This is a genomic window from Streptomyces sp. NBC_01224, from assembly GCF_036002945.1.
GTDB lineage: Bacteria > Actinomycetota > Actinomycetes > Streptomycetales > Streptomycetaceae > Streptomyces.
In genome coordinates, this window is the sequence record NZ_CP108529.1 from 3,007,434 (window position 1) to 3,024,702 (window position 17,269).

General features: G+C 68.0%; 15 protein-coding genes and 1 pseudogene. 9 read left to right on the forward strand and 7 right to left on the reverse strand.

Annotation, left to right across the window (positions count from 1 at the left end; all coding sequences use genetic code 11):
- Window positions 1–91: 91 nt before the first annotated feature.
- The 4 genes from OG609_RS12840 (at window position 92) to OG609_RS12855 (ending at window position 5,098) form a co-directional block, all read left to right on the forward strand.
- Window positions 92–847: a TetR/AcrR family transcriptional regulator gene (locus OG609_RS12840; RefSeq protein ID WP_327272926.1), complete on the forward strand. Its 756-nt coding sequence runs from the start codon at window positions 92–94 to the stop codon at window positions 845–847.
- Between the two features lie 17 nt (window positions 848–864).
- Window positions 865–1,131 (forward strand): hypothetical protein, encoded by a 267-nt coding sequence (locus OG609_RS12845; RefSeq protein WP_327272927.1) that lies wholly within the window; start codon window positions 865–867, stop codon window positions 1,129–1,131.
- Window positions 1,132–1,212: 81 nt separating this feature from the next.
- Window positions 1,213–3,762 carry an outer membrane protein assembly factor BamB family protein gene (locus OG609_RS12850; RefSeq protein ID WP_327272928.1) on the forward strand — a complete coding sequence of 850 codons (2,550 nt, stop codon included), beginning with the start codon at window positions 1,213–1,215 and terminating at the stop codon, window positions 3,760–3,762.
- A 160-nt stretch (window positions 3,763–3,922) separates the two neighbouring features.
- A complete protein-coding gene (locus tag OG609_RS12855) occupies window positions 3,923–5,098 on the forward strand; it encodes a C40 family peptidase (RefSeq protein WP_327272929.1) in 1,176 nt (391 codons plus the stop codon).
- A gap of 224 nt (window positions 5,099–5,322) precedes the next feature.
- On the opposite strand, the gene OG609_RS12860 is transcribed toward OG609_RS12855, so the two are convergent.
- The 5 genes from OG609_RS12860 to OG609_RS12880 form a co-directional block, all read right to left on the reverse strand.
- A complete protein-coding gene (locus OG609_RS12860; protein ID WP_327272930.1) occupies window positions 5,323–6,561 on the reverse strand; it encodes a tyrosine-type recombinase/integrase in 1,239 nt (412 codons plus the stop codon).
- Between the two features lie 417 nt (window positions 6,562–6,978).
- Entirely contained in the window at window positions 6,979–7,200 is a 222-nt protein-coding gene (locus OG609_RS12865; RefSeq protein WP_327272931.1) for a helix-turn-helix transcriptional regulator, read from the reverse strand.
- A gap of 249 nt (window positions 7,201–7,449) precedes the next feature.
- The gene (locus OG609_RS12870) at window positions 7,450–9,120 is read right to left on the reverse strand and encodes an ATP-binding protein (protein ID WP_327272932.1); all 1,671 of its coding nucleotides are present in this window, start codon (window positions 9,118–9,120) and stop codon (window positions 7,450–7,452) included.
- Complete coding sequence (locus tag OG609_RS12875) at window positions 9,117–9,758, reverse strand: HNH endonuclease (RefSeq protein WP_327272933.1); 642 nt, start codon at window positions 9,756–9,758, stop codon at window positions 9,117–9,119. Before OG609_RS12875 ends, OG609_RS12870 begins: the two co-directional genes overlap by 4 nt.
- A 323-nt stretch (window positions 9,759–10,081) precedes the next feature.
- The gene (locus OG609_RS12880) at window positions 10,082–10,291 is read right to left on the reverse strand and encodes a hypothetical protein (RefSeq protein WP_327272934.1); all 210 of its coding nucleotides are present in this window, start codon (window positions 10,289–10,291) and stop codon (window positions 10,082–10,084) included.
- A 276-nt stretch (window positions 10,292–10,567) separates the two neighbouring features.
- On the opposite strand from OG609_RS12880, the gene OG609_RS12885 reads away from it, so the two are divergent.
- From OG609_RS12885 to OG609_RS12900, 4 genes are all read left to right on the forward strand, one after another.
- Window positions 10,568–11,689, forward strand: coding sequence for an IS630 family transposase (locus tag OG609_RS12885; RefSeq protein ID WP_327272935.1), 1,122 nt, complete (start codon window positions 10,568–10,570; stop codon window positions 11,687–11,689).
- A gap of 26 nt (window positions 11,690–11,715) precedes the next feature.
- A complete protein-coding gene (locus OG609_RS12890) occupies window positions 11,716–12,045 on the forward strand; it encodes a GntR family transcriptional regulator (RefSeq protein WP_327272936.1) in 330 nt (109 codons plus the stop codon).
- A gap of 161 nt (window positions 12,046–12,206) precedes the next feature.
- Window positions 12,207–13,016, forward strand: coding sequence for a hypothetical protein (locus tag OG609_RS12895; protein ID WP_327272937.1), 810 nt, complete (start codon window positions 12,207–12,209; stop codon window positions 13,014–13,016).
- Between the two features lie 21 nt (window positions 13,017–13,037).
- The gene (locus OG609_RS12900; protein ID WP_327272938.1) at window positions 13,038–13,454 is read left to right on the forward strand and encodes a tetratricopeptide repeat protein; all 417 of its coding nucleotides are present in this window, start codon (window positions 13,038–13,040) and stop codon (window positions 13,452–13,454) included.
- 1,407 nt (window positions 13,455–14,861) lie between these two features.
- On the opposite strand, the gene OG609_RS12905 is transcribed toward OG609_RS12900, so the two are convergent.
- Together OG609_RS12905 and OG609_RS12910 are read right to left on the reverse strand one after the other, a co-directional pair.
- Window positions 14,862–15,359, reverse strand: coding sequence for a lactococcin 972 family bacteriocin (locus OG609_RS12905; protein WP_327272939.1), 498 nt, complete (start codon window positions 15,357–15,359; stop codon window positions 14,862–14,864).
- Window positions 15,360–15,560: 201 nt separating this feature from the next.
- Window positions 15,561–15,815, reverse strand: a pseudogene (locus OG609_RS12910) (transposase); the annotation flags it as partial.
- 264 nt (window positions 15,816–16,079) lie between these two features.
- Here OG609_RS12910 and OG609_RS12915 point away from each other — a divergent pair.
- Window positions 16,080–17,201 carry an IS630 family transposase gene (locus tag OG609_RS12915; RefSeq protein WP_327272940.1) on the forward strand — a complete coding sequence of 374 codons (1,122 nt, stop codon included), beginning with the start codon at window positions 16,080–16,082 and terminating at the stop codon, window positions 17,199–17,201.
- The last annotated feature ends 68 nt before the right edge of the window (window positions 17,202–17,269 follow it).

Here is a 17,269-nt window from a genome sequence, read left to right on the forward strand (position 1 = left end):
TCGACTCCCTCCTCCGCCCTGGATTCGAAGGCCCCGGACGCCGCTCCTTCTCCCACTGCCAATCGTGGGCGAGGTCGTTAGGCTTCATGGCATGACCACTGCCGCGCCGCCGACCCGTGCGTACCGAAGGCTCAGCGTCGAGGAGCGCCGCACCCAGCTCCTCGGTGCGGCGCTCACCCTGTTCGCGCACCGGGCCCCCGACGCGGTCTCGCTCGACGAGGTGGCGACGGTCGCCGGAGTCTCCCGCCCACTCGTGTACCGCTACTTCCCGGGCGGACGCCAGCAGTTGTACGAGGCGGCGCTGAGGTCGGCCGCCGAGAAACTGATCCTGTGCTTCAGCGAGCCGCCCGTGGGGCCGCCCACCGAGCGGGTGCTGCGGGTGCTCGACCGTTATCTCGCCTTCGTGGACGAGCACGACGCCGGCTTCAGCGCACTGCTGCGCGGCGGGAGCGTCGTCGAGACCTCCCGTACGACCGCGATCGTCGATGAGGTGCGGCGGGCGGCGGCCGAGCAGATCCTGCTGCACCTGGGCCGGGGCGACGCGGGTACGGGGGACGGGGCCGGACCCCGGCTGCGGATGATGGTGCGCACCTGGATCGCGGCCGTCGAAGCGGCGTCCCTGATATGGCTGGATGAGGGGAAGCAGCCCGCCGCGGCCGATCTGCGCGACTGGCTGGTCGACCAGCTGATCGCGCTGCTGGCCGCGACGGCGGCGACGGACCCGGAGACCGCGTCGGCGGTGGCGGAGCTGCTGCCTCTGGAGAACGCCGCAGGTCCGGCCGGGCGGCTGGCAAAACGACTGATCCCGGTGGTCGGCGGGGCGGCCCATCTGCTGCCCGAGGGCTGATCGGTCAGACTGGGGCGGTGAGAAGCGAGAACACCCCCTTCAGCGGCGGCCCCCTGGACGGGCGGGTCCTGCCCGTGCTCGTCGGTCCGACCGGCCATCCGCCCAAGTGGTACGAGGTCCCGGTGCCGGCCGCCGACGGCGGGCCCGCCACCGTGTACGCCTACCGCCGGGTGCCCGCCGGTCACTCCAAGCGGCTGGGGATTCCGCGGGGCTGGGTGTACGAGTACGCCCCCGAGGGCCATAAGCGGCACAGCCCCAAGTGGCCCTGGTCGAAGCCGGACTGAGGGTGCGGCACCCGGCGGGGCTGAGGGATCGGTCTAAGATCGACGCTCTGGTGCCGGGCACGGTCAGCAAGGGGGTGCGCCATGGAGGCGCTGCGTCAGGACGATCCACGCCGCATCGGTCCGTACACCGTGCTGGCCCGGTGCCGCGAGACCGCGAGCGCCGTGCAGTACCTCGCGCACGACACGGCCGCGGACAGACCTGTGGTGGTCACCGCCGCCCGCCCCGAACTCGCCGCGCTGCCCGCCTTCCGGCGCCGCTTCCAGGCGGAGGCCCGCACCGCGGACCGGCTGGCCGGCGGCTGGGTCCAGCCGCAGCTCGACGCCCCGGCCGATGACGCGGACGACGACCTGCCGTGGACAGCCGGCCCCTACGTACCCGCGATGACGCTCTCCGAGGCGATCGACGTCATGGGGCCGCTTCCCGAGCGTGCCGTGCGGATACTGGGCGCGGGCATCGCCGAGACCCTCTCCCGCGTGCACGCCACCGGAGCCGTGCTCCAGGGCCTGGCTCCCGGGACGGTGCTGCTGGCCGAGGACGGACCACGACTCACCGCGTTCGGCCCGCTGGGCGCTGCGGCCGCCGCCGAGGCCCGGCCCGGCGGGCAGTTGTCCGTACGGCTCGGATACCTCACCCCGGAACAAGTTGAGGGAGAGGAGCCCGGACCGGCCTCGGATCTCTTCGTGCTGGGCCTGCTGCTGGCGTACGCGGCGACCGGCACGACCCCGCTCGCCGACGGCCCGGCCGCCGAGGGCGCCGAACGGATCGCCCGCACGGACCCCGAACTCGGCGCGGTCCCGGCGGAGTTGCGTGACCTGATCGCGCGCTGCCTCGCGAAGGACCCGGCCGACCGGCCGAGTGCGGGAACGGTGGCGGCGGAGCTGGCCCTCGAGGGGGCGGCGGGCCTGGCGAAGGGCGACTGGCTGCCGGAGCGGTTGGCGGCCGCGATGACGGAACAGGGGGTGTGGGTCCGGGAGCTGGTCTCGGCGGGTCATCCGGTGGATGCGCCGGTTGACGGGCCCGTCGACGGACCTGCGGACGCCACACCATCGGACGCACCGGCCGACGCGCCCGGCGGCGAACTCGCCCCTGCCCGGGACACCCGTACCACTCAGCTGGGGGACATCGGGCGTCACGTCCCGAGGACCGACCGGCCCACGACCCAGCTGTCCGTACCGCGCGAACTCACCGCGCCCCCTGCCGCGCCCGCCGCCGGGCTTCCTGCCGTTCTTCCGCCCGTCTCTGCGCTGCCGCCCCGCCCGCTGCCGGTCCCCGCGGCTCCCGCCCCCGCCCCGGCCGCTCCCGCCTCCCCCGCCGTCGGTCGGCGCAGCCTCTTCATCGGGCTCGCTGCCGGGGCCGCCGGGCTGGTGGTCGGCGGGGGTGGGGTGCTCGCACTCGGGTCCGGTGACGGGGGGACGACGGACGATCCCAAGCCCGCGCCGAGCCGCAGTGGTCCCACCGTCGCGGGGCTGCCGCCTCAGCCGCGTTGGGTGTACACGCACCCGGCGGCCGAACCTCCGCCGCTCACCGCCGCCCTCTGGAACGACCGGCTGCTGGTGCTGACCAGCGAGAGCGGGGCGGCCGGCATCGATCTGCGTACCGGGCGCCGGGTCTGGGAGAACACGGACGCCGCCAAGGGACAGGCCGCACTGCCGGCCGGGCAGGATCTCTGTTTTGTCGCCGGTCCGTCCGAGTTCCTGTGGCTGTCGCCGAAGGACGGCAAGGTCGCGCACCGGACGGGATACGAGGACGGATTCACCGGGGCGCCGAACCTCGCGGTGTCGGGGGTCGTCGGCACTTTCGGACCGGTGGTCTGGTTCACCGGCTCCAACAAGGTCACGGTCAAGGCCCCGGCTCCGAAGAAGGGCAAGAAGCGGGGCAAGGACACTCAGGTCGTCAAGTCGTACCTCTTCGCCTACGACGTCCTGCAGCGCAAGGAGCTGTGGCGGACCGCCGTTCCCACCGGGCGCGGACCGGCCGCCCCTGTCTACCGGCTGATCGCTGTCGGGCAGGACGACTTCGTCGTATGTCAGAGCACAGGCACGCTGACACCCGGCGACGTGAAGGCCGCCAAGGGGAAAGCCGTCTTCCGGGGCTTCGACCAGAAGACCGGAAAGCTGCTGTGGAGCAGGTCGTTCGGCACGATCGCACCGGACGGGGCAGCCATGGGCGACGACCGGGGCCTGCTGTACGCGGCGGTGGGCGACGATCTCCAGGCCTTCGAGATCCCCGCAGGCAAGCCGAAGTGGACGCTGAACGGCACCACCGGGACCCCGTTCGGGACCCCCGTCGCCACCGGAACGCTTCTGCACACCACCAATCGCAACCAGGAAGTGGGCGCGGTCGAGCGGGAGACGGGGCGGCTGCGCTGGCGGCGCTCGACGGAGGCGGCACCCGGCACCTCCGCCCCCGCGGTGACGCTCAGCACGACCGGCAGGACGCTGTTGGCCGCGGACGGGGCCCAGGTCACCGCGTTCTCGGCACAGGACGGGCGACGGCTGTGGAAGTTCCAGGACATCGGGTCGCAGGACCCGAAGGGGCCCACAGTCACCGCTCCGTACCGGGTGCTGGCGACCGGAAGGACCGCCGTCGTCCAGCGCGACCGGATCTTCTACGCCTTCCCGGTCGCCTGAGCAAAGGCCCAGGAGGTCCGCACCCGCCCACCGCCTTCCGGGCGAACCCGTCTGCCGCCACACCGCACGGTTCTTGCATCACGTGACACCGAGTGACCGTATTTGATGCGCTCACTCATGGGGAAGTCCCATGACTCGCCCCGTCACCGGAGGTGATGTCGTGTCAGGCGGAGTCCTGCGTGCGGTCTGCACCGCGACCCTGACCACGCTAGTCGTAACCTCGCCGGCAGCCGCCGCACCCGTGGACCCGAACCCCGCCGCGGGCCCCGCCGCGAAGTCGCCGGCCGTCCCCGCGGCCACGAACAAGAGCGTCGCCCAGCTGCTGACCGAGCTGCAGGATCTGTACCAACAGGCCGAGGAGGCCACCGAGACGTACAACGGGACCGCAGCGGAGCTGAAGAAGCGCCAGGCGCAGGCGAAGAAGCTCCACGCCTCCCTCGTCGCCGCCCGGAACGCGCTGTCCGACAGCCGCGACGAGGCGGGGCAGCTGGCCCGTGAGCAGTACCAGGGGCAGTCCGACATCTCCTCGTACATGCAGCTCCTGCTGGCCCGTGATCCCGAGCACTTCCTGGACCAGGAGCATGTGGTCCGGCGTGCGGCGGCCGGGCGGGCGGCCACGGTGAAGCGGCTCACCGGCGCCGAGAAGCGCGCCGACGACCTGGCGGCCGAGTCCCGCAAGGTGCTGGACCGGCAGCAGGCTCTGGCCACGAAGCAGAAGAAGCAGCGGGACGCGGTGCGGTCGCGGCTCAAGGCCGTCGAGACGAAACTGGCCACGCTCTCCGGCACACAGCTCGCCGAGCTTTCCAGGCTGGAACAGCAGGGCATGGCGAAGGCTCAGGGCGCCCTGGCCGCCTCGGGCGCCCTGTCCTCGACCAGGTCGCCGTCCCAGGCCGGCGGCGAGGCGGTGAAGTACGCGATCGGGCAGGTGGGCAAGCCGTACGTGTGGGGAGCGGAGGGGCCGAACTCGTTCGACTGTTCGGGGCTCACCTCGCAGGCCTGGGCGAAGGCGGGCCGGGTCATTCCGCGGACCTCGCAGGAGCAGTGGCGGCAGCTGCCGAAGGTGCCGCTCAACTCACTGCGCCCGGGCGACCTGGTGATCTATTTCCCGAAGGCCACTCATGTGGCGCTGTACATCGGCAACGGCCAAGTGGTGCAGGCGCCCCGGCCGGGTTCGCAGGTGAAGGTCTCGCCGGTGGCGTCGAATCCGCTGCTGGGTGCCGTGCGGCCGGATCCGCAGAGCGCGCCGCTGTCCGCGTACAAGCCACCGCAGCTCCCGCAGGGGGCGTCCTCGGGCTCGGACTCGGGGTACAGCTCGTCGTCGGCGCCCGAGCAGTAGGCCGCCGGGGCCGAGACGTCCGCACATGACAGCCGGGTCGAGTCCCGTCGGGACTCGACCCGGCTGCTGCGGTCAGGCGGCCGACGCAGCCCCGGACACCTCGGCGAGGTACGCGTTCGTCTTCTCGGGGTCGGAGAAGCAAGCCACTGACGTCAGAAGCCCCTCACCTGCAAACTCTCCGCAGATGAGGGGCTTCTGACGTCCCGTGGGCCGTCTGTGGGCCGTCAACCCCGAATCGGACCCATGCTGTAGGCCGTCGCGATGGCCTTGCGCGTGCGCTCCCGGCTACTCGGCATCAGGTGGGCGTACACCCGCAGCGTCATGGCCGGGTCACTGTGGCCCAGGTACTCGCTCACCGCCTTGATGTTCTCCCCGCCATCGAGGAGTGCCGACGCGTAGAAGTGCCTGAGCGCGTGCATCCCATGCTCCCGCGCTGCGGCATAGCTGTCCTCCTTCGTCTCAGGCTCCGGTATGACTCCGGCCGCCACAAGCGCGGGCTTCCACGCGCCGTCGTTGAGCGACGTACGCCATACGTGGTTGCCCATCGGAGCGGTGAAGATCAGGCGCTTGGTCACCTTCGGGCCGTCAGCGCGCCGCCACGGCAAGGTGATCTCGACCGGTGCGTATTGCTTCATGTGCGCCTTGAGAGCGTCGGCCACGGGTCCAGGCAGCGGAACTTCCCTCAGCTTCCCGCCCTTAGGTGGTGCGAACACCGGCTTGCTCCGGCTGAGTTTGAGCTGCTGCACCACATGGAGGGTGTCGGTCTCGAAGTCGAAGGCGTCCACAGTCACACCCAGGATCTCGCTCTGTCGCATGCCGCAACCCGCCCCCAGGTCGACCATCGCCTGATACCTCCCTGGCATCGCGGCCTGCACCGCGAACACCCGCTCAGCGAGCCACGGAACGACCCGCTTCCGCTCGACAACCGGCTGCTTGACGGAACGCACAGAACACGGGTTGCGGCTCAGGTACTTGTCGTCAACGGCAGCGCTCAGCACCGCTCGCACATTGGAATAGATCGCTCGCGCATAGGGGCCCGGGATTCCGCGCTGTTCGAGGGTGGCCACCCACTCGCGGACGTGCTCCGGCTGGAAGGCACCAAGCGGCCGTGACCCGATGTACGGGAAGGCGTGCAACCTGAGCTGAGACTCCATCGACGCCACCGTGCTCGGTTCGGAACTCAGAGTCTTGAGCCACTTCTCCGCGTACTGCCGGAAGGTGATTCGGCCGGCGCGCGGGTCGACGTACTGCCCGCGCGTCATGTCGGCCTCAATCTGCGCGAGCCACTGCTCTGCCAGTCGCTTCTGGCCGTCCCGGAAGCTCTTCGATTTCTCGGTGCCGTCGGGGCCGACGTATCGGGCTCGGTAGCGCATGCCGGTGCCGTGCCGGTCGGTCTTGATGCGGGTGGTCTTGCCGTCGGCGGTCTGGGTCTTGTACCAGCGGTCTTGGATGTGGCCAGCCATGTGGGCTGACTCCTCTCGTTTGTCTCTGTTTCAGGGAGGCGCTGGGGGTGTCTGGTTGGCGGCCGTGGAGGGGGTTTCTCGGTGGCCAGGAAGGCGCCTCCCTGCCTCCCTGGAGGGCGTTTCGCCTGCTCACTGCGAGGGAGTTGGACAGGGAGGCGGTTAGGGAGTTCTCCCTGCCTCCCTCGGCCGGTGGGTCGCGCCTCCCTGTCTTGCGCTGCGTTCGCCGGGGTCCGACGCAGGGTGTAACGCCCCCCTTTACCGGCCTTACCTCGCAGGTCAGGGGCCCTTACCTCCCCCTCTACCGGGGTAAAGGGCCCCCTCTACCCGGAAGGGCCGGATGGGGCCCTCGTGTCGCCTCGGTGAGGGTGTCGTCGGGGGCTCTCTGGTAGAGGGGGAGGGCTTTACCTCAGGGCGGGGTCAGGCCGCGTCTCGGGCGCTTTGCTCAGCGATCCAGTCGCGGACGACGGTGGGGTCGTAGCGGACGTGGCGGCCAACGCGGAAGCCGTTCGGGCCGATACGCCGCTTGCGCCAGTGGTAGACGGTCTCGATCGGGACGGTGAGCATCGCGGCGAGGTCTTCGGGGGTGAGGTAGCGGTCCGGGAGTCCGGCGCGGAGGGTCGCGCGGGGGTCGGTGGCCATGACGGTGGTGACTCCTCGTGTCCGTGGTGCGGTGCGTGGGAGTGGTGCCGGTCGCTGTCCTAGAGAGTTGATGCATCGCAGCGTCCGCAGCGCCCCAGCGTCCGCAAGTCTCTATTTCTGCAGGTCAGTTGGGGGGAGAGTTGTGGACGCTGCTGCGGACGCTGCGGACGTTGGACGGCTGTAGCGTCCGCAGCGGGTGACGTGCCGGGCCGCTGTTTCGCGGCCCGGCCCGGTGGTGTTCCGGCTACGTCAGTACAGGTCGGGCGGGGTGTGCCCTTGCCCAATAGGGGCCACGTCGGGCCACAGGGTCTGGTCCTGCGGTGCGGACGCTGTCTCGTCGGGGTCGGTCCGGGTGAGGACGAGTAGGCGGCTACGGTGCCGGTCGCGGCTACGCTGCGTGTCGTCCACGGTGATGCCGATCGACCGCAGGAGCGGAGCGAGGCGTTTCACCTTGCCGCTCGCGCGGGTGGCGTCCTTGGGCCAGTTCGGCGGCCGGATGCCTCCGGGCGGCTGGAGCTGTTCCAGGAGTTGGGCGGCGGTGCCGGTCCACGTCCCCGCGTGTTCGACCAGCGCGGCGACGGCCGAGCCGAACTGGTCGCCTTCCAGGGCGTCGCCCGCGACGTTGGCAGAGGCGGTGAGGTAGGTGTCCAGGGTCTGCCAGTCCTGGACCTGGTCGATGGCGGCGAGCACGCGGGCGAAGTCGGCCATGCGGGGCATGGAGTCGAGCCGCACCGTGGGCAGCGTGGCCAGCACGCAAGCCAGGAGGTCGAAGAGAGCTCCCAGAACGGCCGGCCGCGCCGCTTCGAACGCGCCATCCAGCTCCTCCTCGGTCCGGCGCCGGTCCTCCTCGATCAACTGAAGATCGAGCATCAGCAGCCGTTCCGCGAGGTCCCCGGCCAGGGCCCCGGCGTCGATGGTCGTCATGGCCAGCACGCGGCGGAAGGAGAGCACCACTACGTCGTCGTCGGTGTACAGGGCCCGGTCCACGATCCCGTCCCCGGTGACGGCCTTGCACAGGGTGTCGGAGAGCCACGGCGGAATGGTGCTGATGTTGTCCAGGCACAGCGCCCACGAGTTGAACGCCTGCGCCGACCACGCCTTGATGTCCCGCGGCTGCGACCGCTTCGAGGCAGGCGAGGGGTCGATGAGGTTCACGACCATCTGCGCGGTCTTCGACTTGCCCGTGCCCTGCTCGCCCTTGAACGTGAGCACCGGGTGAGGAATCGTCGGAATCCACGCGGCGACCAGCCAGGCTACGAGCTGCCGGAACGTGGTCTCGTCCATGTTCAGCAGGCCGTGAAGCCGGGCCAGGCCATCGCCGTCCAGGACCGGGGTGGGCATGGGTGCCATCGCCCCGGAGCGGCGGAACAACACTGGCGAGCGTTCCACGACGTGCCAGCCATCGGCACCGGAGACGGTCACGGCGCGGCCGTCGGCGGTTCCCAGGTCGACCACGATCCGGCCGGAGTCGTCGTTGCCGACCCGCAGATGGACCGGAACCGGGTCTCCGGAGTCCGCGATGCCTTCCAGCACGGTCATCGCGTCCGCGAGGGCGGACTGGGATGCCACATCCCCCTCGAAGGTGTCGGCGTGCAGGCGGGCGAGACGCTGGCGCAGTCCGGTCCGGCCGCGCAGGGGAAGGGCGAGGTTCGGGCCGTCGATCGCGACCGCGTAGGGGCGGCCGTCGGTCGACATGACGAACGTGTACCGCTCCCGCGCAAGGGCAACCAAACGCACGGCGGCCGACTGCTTCTTGCCCCCGTCACCGCCACTGGGTCGATCGGTCGGGCCGCCGGTCGGCCGACTTGTGTTCACGACGGGCGGGTGTGTGTTCAGGCGGTCAGCCCGACTGTTCACGGCGGTCGGGTCGATGTTCACGGTGCCGTTCGCGGCGTTCACGGGCTTGGTGGGGGTGTTCATGCTGCCGTCCTTCCGTCCCCGCACAGGCGCGTGGTGGCCGTGCAGGTGGCCGTGCGGCCACGGTGTACGCGCAGGTCACACCTCGACCGTTCAGGCGTGCGGGTGACCGTGCGGGTGGCTGTCAGAGGTGTGCGGGTGGCCGACTGGTGGGCGTGTGCGAGTCGGGCCAGTAGGCGCCAGTCGATCGAGGGGGATCGAGTGGAAGTCGGCCGACTGTTCACCCGACTACCACCCGACCCGACCAGCGGTTTCCCGACTCCCGCAGGCGAACCCGGGGCACGGTCGACGGCCGGGGTGAACGCGTCCTGAGGGTCGGTGAACACCGGGTGGAAACCGTGAACGTCCACCCCGTCCACCGAGTGGACGGTCGGCCGATTCGGAGCCGTCCACCACGTCAGCAGAAGGGCCATGGACAGCGGCAAGCGGTCGGCCTTCGCGTGGTTGCAGGGCTCGCACGCGAGCGTCAGGTGAACGACCGACCAGGTCGGGAAGAGCGAGTGTGGTGCGATGTGGTCCAGCGTCGCCTCCCGCGGGGAAGCGAACGGACGGCGGCAGTACGTGCACCGGGCCCCGTGGCGCCGGGCAAGCTGTTCCTTGCGCAGACGCCGACGGGACGCGGTCAGGTGGCGGACACTCACGGACGCGGCCCCCGGGCGTGACGCGGGGTGTGACGCCGGTCGTCACGCTGGTCAGAGCTCTGCCTGTAGGCCTCGTGGTGGGCCCGGATCGCCGCCTGCGCGTGGACCGGGCACAGCATGGCAAGAGAGTCGCAGCCCTCTTCGTAGTGGGCCCTGATGTGGCGGGTACCCCTGCACGGGCACTCGCCGTCGACCGCAGCGGTTCCGTTGCGGAGCCTCGTCGCCTCGCTCATGCCGTCGCGGCAGACGCTGCTCGATGCCTGCTGATCGGCCACGACCAGACGGCCCGACTTCGGAAACCGCTGCTCGTGCCGCTGCTGGATCTACGTGGTGACCAGGCCGCTCATCTCCAGCAGCCGGTGGCCGTACCGGAACGCGGCCCGACGGCCGACCTCGTCCAGGCCCAGCCGCTCGATGCCCTGCGCGATCCAGTCGCGGAGCTGCTCGGGCGAGTGACGGCGGCGGCCGGACGGCATGTCCGACGCGTACAGGGCCACCGCCCGCTCAGCGCCGGTCAGGTCCTGAACTCGCACCGCAGGGCCGGACTGAACCGGCACACGGACGAGCGGCTTCACTAAGGTTCCAGGCATCATGGACCTACCCCTTCGAGGGTCGGGGAGCAGTGTCTTTGCTTGGCCGCGAGCGCCGCTCCCTGCTGTGCCCTGGCCTTGACCAGGGCTCTTTTTCGATGAAGTCGCGTTTCGCAGCCCCATCTGTTGACTAGCGTGCACTAGCGCAAACTAGTCGTCAAGTGTCACGAGGTGGCGTGCACTAGTGTCCTGCACCGGAGATCCATCGTTAGTTCCTGTATGAGTGTTTCTGCGGGTGTGCCCGCACCGCGTCGTGGTCCGAAGCTGGAACCGTTGTTGTTGTCCGTTGACGAGCGTGCGGTGCTGGAGCGTTGGGCCCGGCGGGCGACGTCTGCGCAGGCGGTGGCGTTACGGGCGCGGATCGTGCTGGCGTGTGCAGGCCCTGACGTTCCGCCGATTGTTGTGGTGGCGCGGGATCTTCGGGTAGCGGCGGATACGGTCCGCAAGTGGCGTCGGCGGTTCCTGGCCGCCCGGCTGGACGGGTTGATGGACGAGCCCCGGCCGGGTCGACCGCCCACCATCAGCGTCGACCAGGTGGAGGCCGTCGTGGTCAGCACGTTGGAGGAGATGCCGAAGAACGCCACGCACTGGTCGCGCAAGTCGATGGCCGACCGCAGCGGGCTGTCGAAGTCGACCGTGGGCCGAATCTGGCGCAAGTTCCATCTCAAGCCTCATCTGACGGACACCTTCAAACTGTCGGCGGACCCCTTGTTCGTGGAGAAGGTCTACGACGTGGTCGGGCTGTACTTCAATCCGCCCGAAGGGGCGGTGGTGCTGTCGGTGGACGAGAAGTCGCAGATCCAGGCGCTGGACCGGTCTCAGCCGGTGCTGCCGATGATGCCGGGCATGCCCGAGCGTCGCACCCACGACTACGTCCGCAACGGTCTGACCACCCTCTTCGCGGCCTTCGACGTCGCGACCGGCGAAGTCATCACCTCGCTGCACCGTCGGCACCGGGCAGCGGAGTTCAAGAAGTTCCTCATCAAGATCGAAAAGGAGGTTCCCGGGCACCTCCAGGTCCACCTGATCTGCGATAACTACGGCACCCACAAGACGCCCGCCATCAAGGCATGGCTGGCCAAACACCCCCGATTCCACCTGCACTTCACCCCTACCAGTTCGTCCTGGATCAACCAGGTGGAGAGGTGGTTCGGCTTCCTCGCCGACCAGAAGATCCGCCGCGGCTCCCACAAAAGCGTGCGTTCCCTGGAAGCCGACATCCGTGCGTGGGTAAAGGAGTGGAACGAAAACCCAACACCGTTCATCTGGACCAAGACGGCCGAGGAGATCCTCGACTCCCTCGCCCGCTTCTGCCGACGGATCTCCGGCGCAGGACACTAGTTCGCTCTAGTGGGTACGCTCAAGGCATGACTGTCACTGGGGTTCCCAAGCCGAAGTCCGTACAGGTGGCGGACGCACTCCGCGAGGAAGTCAAGAAGATGCAGCCCGGTGAACGGCTGCCCACGCAGCGCGAGTTGATGGACCGGTTCGGCTTTGCCGGCCAGACCATCCAGAACGGACTCGCGATCCTGCGCACCGAGGGTGTGATTGCCTCGGCAGGCAACATGGGCAACTTCGTGAGCGGTGGCGAGCCGGGCGATAAGGGTGACGAGCTCAAGGAAATCCGCTCCCAGATTCAGGCGTTGACTGAACGGGTCGCAGCGCTGGAAGCGCGCTCCGAGTCGGGCCGTGCTTGATCTGCATCCACCATGCGGGAAACGGAGTGTGTGCAGTAAGTGACAGGTGGGGGGGCATCGCGGCAGGTGAGGGGACAGCGCAGGTGTCCCCTGGCTGTCCCCTTGCGCGTCCCCCGGGGAGATCGACCAGACTCGCGGTAAGCACTCGGAAGAGAGGGCACATGGGCGACGACAGGCCTGCATGGGCACGGCGCATCGCTGCGGAGCGAGCGGCGCGTGACTGGTCACAACGGGATGCGGTTCGAGCCATCAGGGCACACGCACCCTCAGAGATCCCGTCCGACGAGAGCATGATCCGACAGTGGAAGCGCTGGGAGGCTGGCGCACTTCCGAACGAGTTCTACCGGCCCGTCATTGCGGCCATGTTCGGCACGGTGACACACGCGCTGTTTCCGGCTCCGGCTCGCCGCGACGGCAACAGCGAGATCCTGGCCGCAAGCGGCATGGAGACGCTGGAGATCGTGAGCCGCCTCAACCGCTCGGATGTCGACAGTGCGACGCTTGATGCCCTGCGGATTACCACTGATCGCCTGTGCTCCGAGTACCCGTTCATGCCCAGTCAACAACTCCTGATCGAGGGTCGTCAGTGGCTGCGGCGGGTTGTTGAGCTGCACTCGAAAAGCCTTACGCTCGCGCAGCACCGCGAGGTGCTTGCGCTCTCCGGCTGGCTGGCGCTCCTCGTGGGCTGTGTCGAGTACGACTCTGGTGACAGGCACGCAGCCGAGTCCACGCGCCGTGCCGCGCTCTCCATCGCGACCGAGTCGGACCAGGCCGAAGTCGCCGGTTGGGCACACGAGATGCGGGCTTGGTTCGCCCTCACGACTGGGGACTACCGCGGAGTCATCGCGGCGGCTCAGGCAGGGGCAGAGGTCGCGGCCCACCACGGTGTCGCGGTGCAGCTCGCCGGCCAAGAGGCGAAGGCGTGGGCTCGGCTCGGTGACCGGCGGCAGGTCGAGGTGGCGCTGGACTAGGGACGGCGCCTGCTCGAAGGCATGCCGCACCCGGAGAATCTGGACAACCACTTCGTCGTCGATCCGGCGAAGTTCGACTTCTATTCGATGGACTGCTACCGCTTGGTCGGGGAGGACAAGCTGGCCAGGGCCCTTGCCGAAGAGGTGCTGCGTGCGGGTACGGACTTCGACGGCACGGAGCGCGCACCGATGCGCAATGCTGAGGCGCGCGTGACACTGGGCGTGACGGCCGCACGCGAGGGCGACCTGGAACAGGCCCTCATCATGGGAGAGCGGGCACTCCAGGGTGACCGGCAGTCGGTGCCTTCGCTCATCATGACAAGCCGGGAGCTCGCGGCCGAGGTGAAGCGTCGCTACAGCACCGAGCCGTCTGCCCAGGACTACCTCGCGCAGCTTCAGGCCCTTGGGCGAGAGAAGCCGGGCTTCCTGCCACAGTGACGCCCCCTTGCTCGCCCCGGCGCTAGCCCCCAGGGCGATCTCCCAGACCCCGGCTTCCAGGCGGAACCGGGGTCTTCTCGCGCCCACTTGCTAGACGCTAGTGCGCAGCTCAGCGCCATGATTCGCTGCTAGTGGGGGTGCTAGGCCTAGCGGGCGCAGGTGCTAGGTCTAGCAGGGCAATCCTGGGCCTTGCACTCTCCAAGGGGCGATATATGGAGCGGCCAAGCCGCACATTCTTTGGCAGCTCGCTCCGCTCGCGCGCGACCAGCGCCGTGAATCCCAAGCGCCGCTGCGCAGTTACGCAGGACCGGCTGTAACACCGGACCGGAATGAGCGTGCCCGGCTGTTAGAGAGAAACCCCAGTTCAGGGCCACACCAGGCAGTACGCCTGATGCCCCGCGTCGTGCAGACGATGGCTGAAATCCAGCCATTCGTGGAGCAGCTGGAAGAGGTGGAGCGCTGACCTGGGGTTTCCTGACGGGATGTGCGCTCACCTGCGAACGAGGTCATCGGGGAAGGAGTGGTGGGGCATCACCACAGTAGATCAGGTGTTCGAATATCTGCGCATCCTGCAGGCTGCACAGAGGCTCGCCACGGCCCGGCCTTTTGCACGAGCGATGCATCAGAGGTGATTGGCTGGCACGCCGACTTCTTCCCGGCCTTCGGGTCGGCTGCGCCGATCGCGCCACCAGCTCCATACCGTGTGCCCCACAAGAGCCGCGCCGACAACACATGCGGTGACGCGGATTACGGTCCAGGTAATTCCGACAATTGCACCCTGTGAGTCCGCTTCTGTGTGCAAGCGCTGAGAGGTCTCAATATAGGCGGTCAGCGGAATAAGGAGGCGGAAAAAGAGGCCGCCAATGCCGGGTGTCCGTGCCAGATTTCCCACGAGTCCCACTGGGGCACCGAAAATGAACGCCGCTACTCCCCACACGAGAATCCGAGAGGAAAGCCCTTCGCTAGAGGCGCCAGATTCCAGCCCGGCCGGAACTGAAGGGTACATGTCCTTAAAGAGGTAGTATGCAACCACGCCGATAGCCAACCCCAAGGATGACAGCAACGCTGACTCAATTTTGGATGGGCGGAAATAGCCCACCAAGAATGCATAACAGGCCCACGGCCACCCTCCGGAAAAGACCACACTTAGGGTGGCGCAAACGGTATTGTCCAACTTTCCGGCAACGGGACCCACTAGGCCAAGTAGCAAACCCGTCCCGATAGACACAGCGATCGGTGCAACACGAATGCGCGGAATGCGCATGATTTCTCTTCCCCGTTCCGTGATTAAGCCAGAGCTGGAGGTGGCACTACTCGGGGGCTGCGCGGGCAACCGACCAGCCCCCGAGCGGCATACCAACCTACCGCACCCTGCAAGGAGTTACTGATTAGTGCGGGGATCAGGACCTAGTCGATGCTGTAGTACGTAGAGCAGGTGTAGGCGAGACCCGCAGTGAGGTGGGCGTTAGAGGTGGCGTTGGCCGGAGCTGAAACCTTCTTCGTGCCGCTAGCGATCTTCACCGTGGACGCGTGGCTCTTCGTGAAATGGTAGTAGTTCGAGTAGCAGTACTTATTGAATACCCCGGTGCTGACTTCTGTGGTGTACCAGCCGTAACACCAGTTGCCGCCACTGGCAGGGACGCAGGCCTCCGACAGCGGGCTAACGGAGCCGGCCGCAGCGTCCATCTTGATCGTCACCACACCCCACTCAGAGGGGTTACCCAGCTCTGCGGGCGGCTGGGTGCCGTCCCCACGGTGGTGGACGGTGACGGTGGCTCCGGGGGTGCTGGCGATTGCAGACGCGCTGAGCTGAGAACTGTCCGCGGTGGCCGGCGCCACGAGGCCGCCAACAGCCAGAGCTGCGCCGGCGATGGTGAAAGCGACGGATCTACCGGTGATCTTCATGAAGCCCCTCCCAGTGATTCCCCGTGTGGGAACCGGGAGGATCATCGAATGGCATATGCCTGGCTGTAAAGCGAAGTGGAACCAGTTGACTGAAAACCCGTCTGTCTGATCTGTGGGCCTTGTCTGGATATTTCTGCATCCTGGAACGTCTGATTTGCTCTGCATTGCGGCAATGTCTCACTGTGGGTCACTGATCTTGGCGCCGTCACCCATAGTTGTGGCCGGTGACTGATAAGTACTCCGAGCGCCGGGCGGCGGGAAGTCGCGTGGGAGCAGCTCCCACTGACAACCCGTTCGCCCCTGATAGAGCAGCGCGTTGACGATCTCCCGAATTGCGTACCGGCCCTGATGGCCGCTGACCGAGGGATGCGCGGCCTTCCACGCGACGATCACCGGCTCTACCAGCGCCCACTGCTCGTCGCTCAGATCGGTCTTGTAGGGCGTGCGCTCGCTCACGGTGCCCAGCCCAACATGCCCATGGCCGCCGACCGACCGGGATGCCGCACCGCCACACATTCAGGTGACGACAAAACTCCTATGCACTCACATACCGCCCTCTTACAGCCGCTCTTGTCGAGGGTCAGCGTCCGCAACGTCCACACGCCTCGATCCTTAAGAGCCGTCCTGACCTGCGGTGATGCTCTTAAGAGGGAGTGGATCTTGCGGACGCTGCGGACGCTAGCTAGTGTCCTGCGCCGGAGATCCATCGTTAGTTCCTGTATGAGTGTTTCTGCGGGTGTGCCCGCACCGCGTCGTGGTCCGAAGCTGGAACCGTTGTTGTTGTCCGTTGACGAGCGTGCGGTGCTGGAGCGTTGGGCCCGGCGGGCGACGTCTGCGCAGGCGGTGGCGTTACAGGCGCGGATCGTGCTGGCGTGTGCAGGCCCTGACGTTCCGCCGATTGTTGTGGTGGCGCGGGATCTTCGGGTAGCGGCGGATACGGTCCGCAAGTGGCGTCGGCGGTTCCTGGCCGCCCGGCTGGACGGGTTGATGGACGAGCCCCGGCCGGGTCGACCGCCCACCATCAGCGTCGACCAGGTAGAGGCCGTCGTGGTCAGCACGTTGGAGGAGATGCCGAAGAACGCCACGCACTGGTCGCGCAAGTCGATGGCCGACCGCAGCGGGCTGTCGAAGTCGACCGTGGGCCGAATCTGGCGCAAGTTCCATCTCAAGCCTCATCTGACGGACACCTTCAAACTGTCGGCGGACCCCTTGTTCGTGGAGAAGGTCCACGACGTGGTCGGGCTGTACTTCAATCCGCCCGAAGGGGCGGTGGTGCTGTCGGTGGACGAGAAGTCGCAGATCCAGGCGCTGGACCGGTCTCAGCCGGTACTGCCGATGATGCCGGGCATGCCCGAGCGTCGCACCCACGACTACGTCCGCAACGGTCTGACCACCCTCTTCGCGGCCTTCGACGTCGCGACCGGCGAAGTCATCACCTCGCTGCACCGTCGGCACCGGGCAGCGGAGTTCAAGAAGTTCCTCATCAAGATCGAAAAGGAGGTTCCCGGGCACCTCCAGGTCCACCTGATCTGCGATAACTACGGCACCCACAAGACGCCCGCCATCAAGGCATGGCTGGCCAAACACCCCCGATTCCACCTGCACTTCACCCCTACCAGTTCGTCCTGGATCAACCAGGTGGAGAGGTGGTTCGGCTTCCTCGCCGACCAGAAGATCCGCCGCGGCTCCCACAAAAGCGTGCGTTCCCTGGAAGCCGACATCCGTGCATGGGTAAAGGAGTGGAACGAAAACCCAACACCATTCATCTGGACCAAGACGGCCGAGGAGATCCTCGACTCCCTCGCCCGCTTCTGCCGACGGATCTCCGGCGCAGGACACTAGCGGTGGTTTGTTGACTGCGGGTCAGGGCCGTAGTAGGCCGGTAGCAGAGGAACGTTGCCTCGCCGCCT

Bases quoted from the DNA above. Each gene is read 5' to 3' on its own strand.
- OG609_RS12905 (WP_327272939.1), bottom strand. From the start codon at position 15,359: ATGAAGATCACCGGTAGATCCGTCGCTTTCACCATCGCCGGCGCAGCT.
- OG609_RS12895 (WP_327272937.1), top strand. From the start codon at position 12,207: ATGGGCGACGACAGGCCTGCATGGGCACGGCGCATCGCTGCGGAGCGA.
- OG609_RS12915 (WP_327272940.1), top strand. From the start codon at position 16,080: ATGAGTGTTTCTGCGGGTGTGCCCGCACCGCGTCGTGGTCCGAAGCTG.
- OG609_RS12870 (WP_327272932.1), bottom strand. From the start codon at position 9,120: ATGAACACCCCCACCAAGCCCGTGAACGCCGCGAACGGCACCGTGAAC.
- OG609_RS12890 (WP_327272936.1), top strand. From the start codon at position 11,716: ATGACTGTCACTGGGGTTCCCAAGCCGAAGTCCGTACAGGTGGCGGAC.
- OG609_RS12865 (WP_327272931.1), bottom strand. From the start codon at position 7,200: ATGGCCACCGACCCCCGCGCGACCCTCCGCGCCGGACTCCCGGACCGC.
- OG609_RS12860 (WP_327272930.1), bottom strand. From the start codon at position 6,561: ATGGCTGGCCACATCCAAGACCGCTGGTACAAGACCCAGACCGCCGAC.
- OG609_RS12900 (WP_327272938.1), top strand. From the start codon at position 13,038: ATGCCGCACCCGGAGAATCTGGACAACCACTTCGTCGTCGATCCGGCG.
- OG609_RS12885 (WP_327272935.1), top strand. From the start codon at position 10,568: ATGAGTGTTTCTGCGGGTGTGCCCGCACCGCGTCGTGGTCCGAAGCTG.
- OG609_RS12840 (WP_327272926.1), top strand. From the start codon at position 92: ATGACCACTGCCGCGCCGCCGACCCGTGCGTACCGAAGGCTCAGCGTC.
- OG609_RS12850 (WP_327272928.1), top strand. From the start codon at position 1,213: ATGGAGGCGCTGCGTCAGGACGATCCACGCCGCATCGGTCCGTACACC.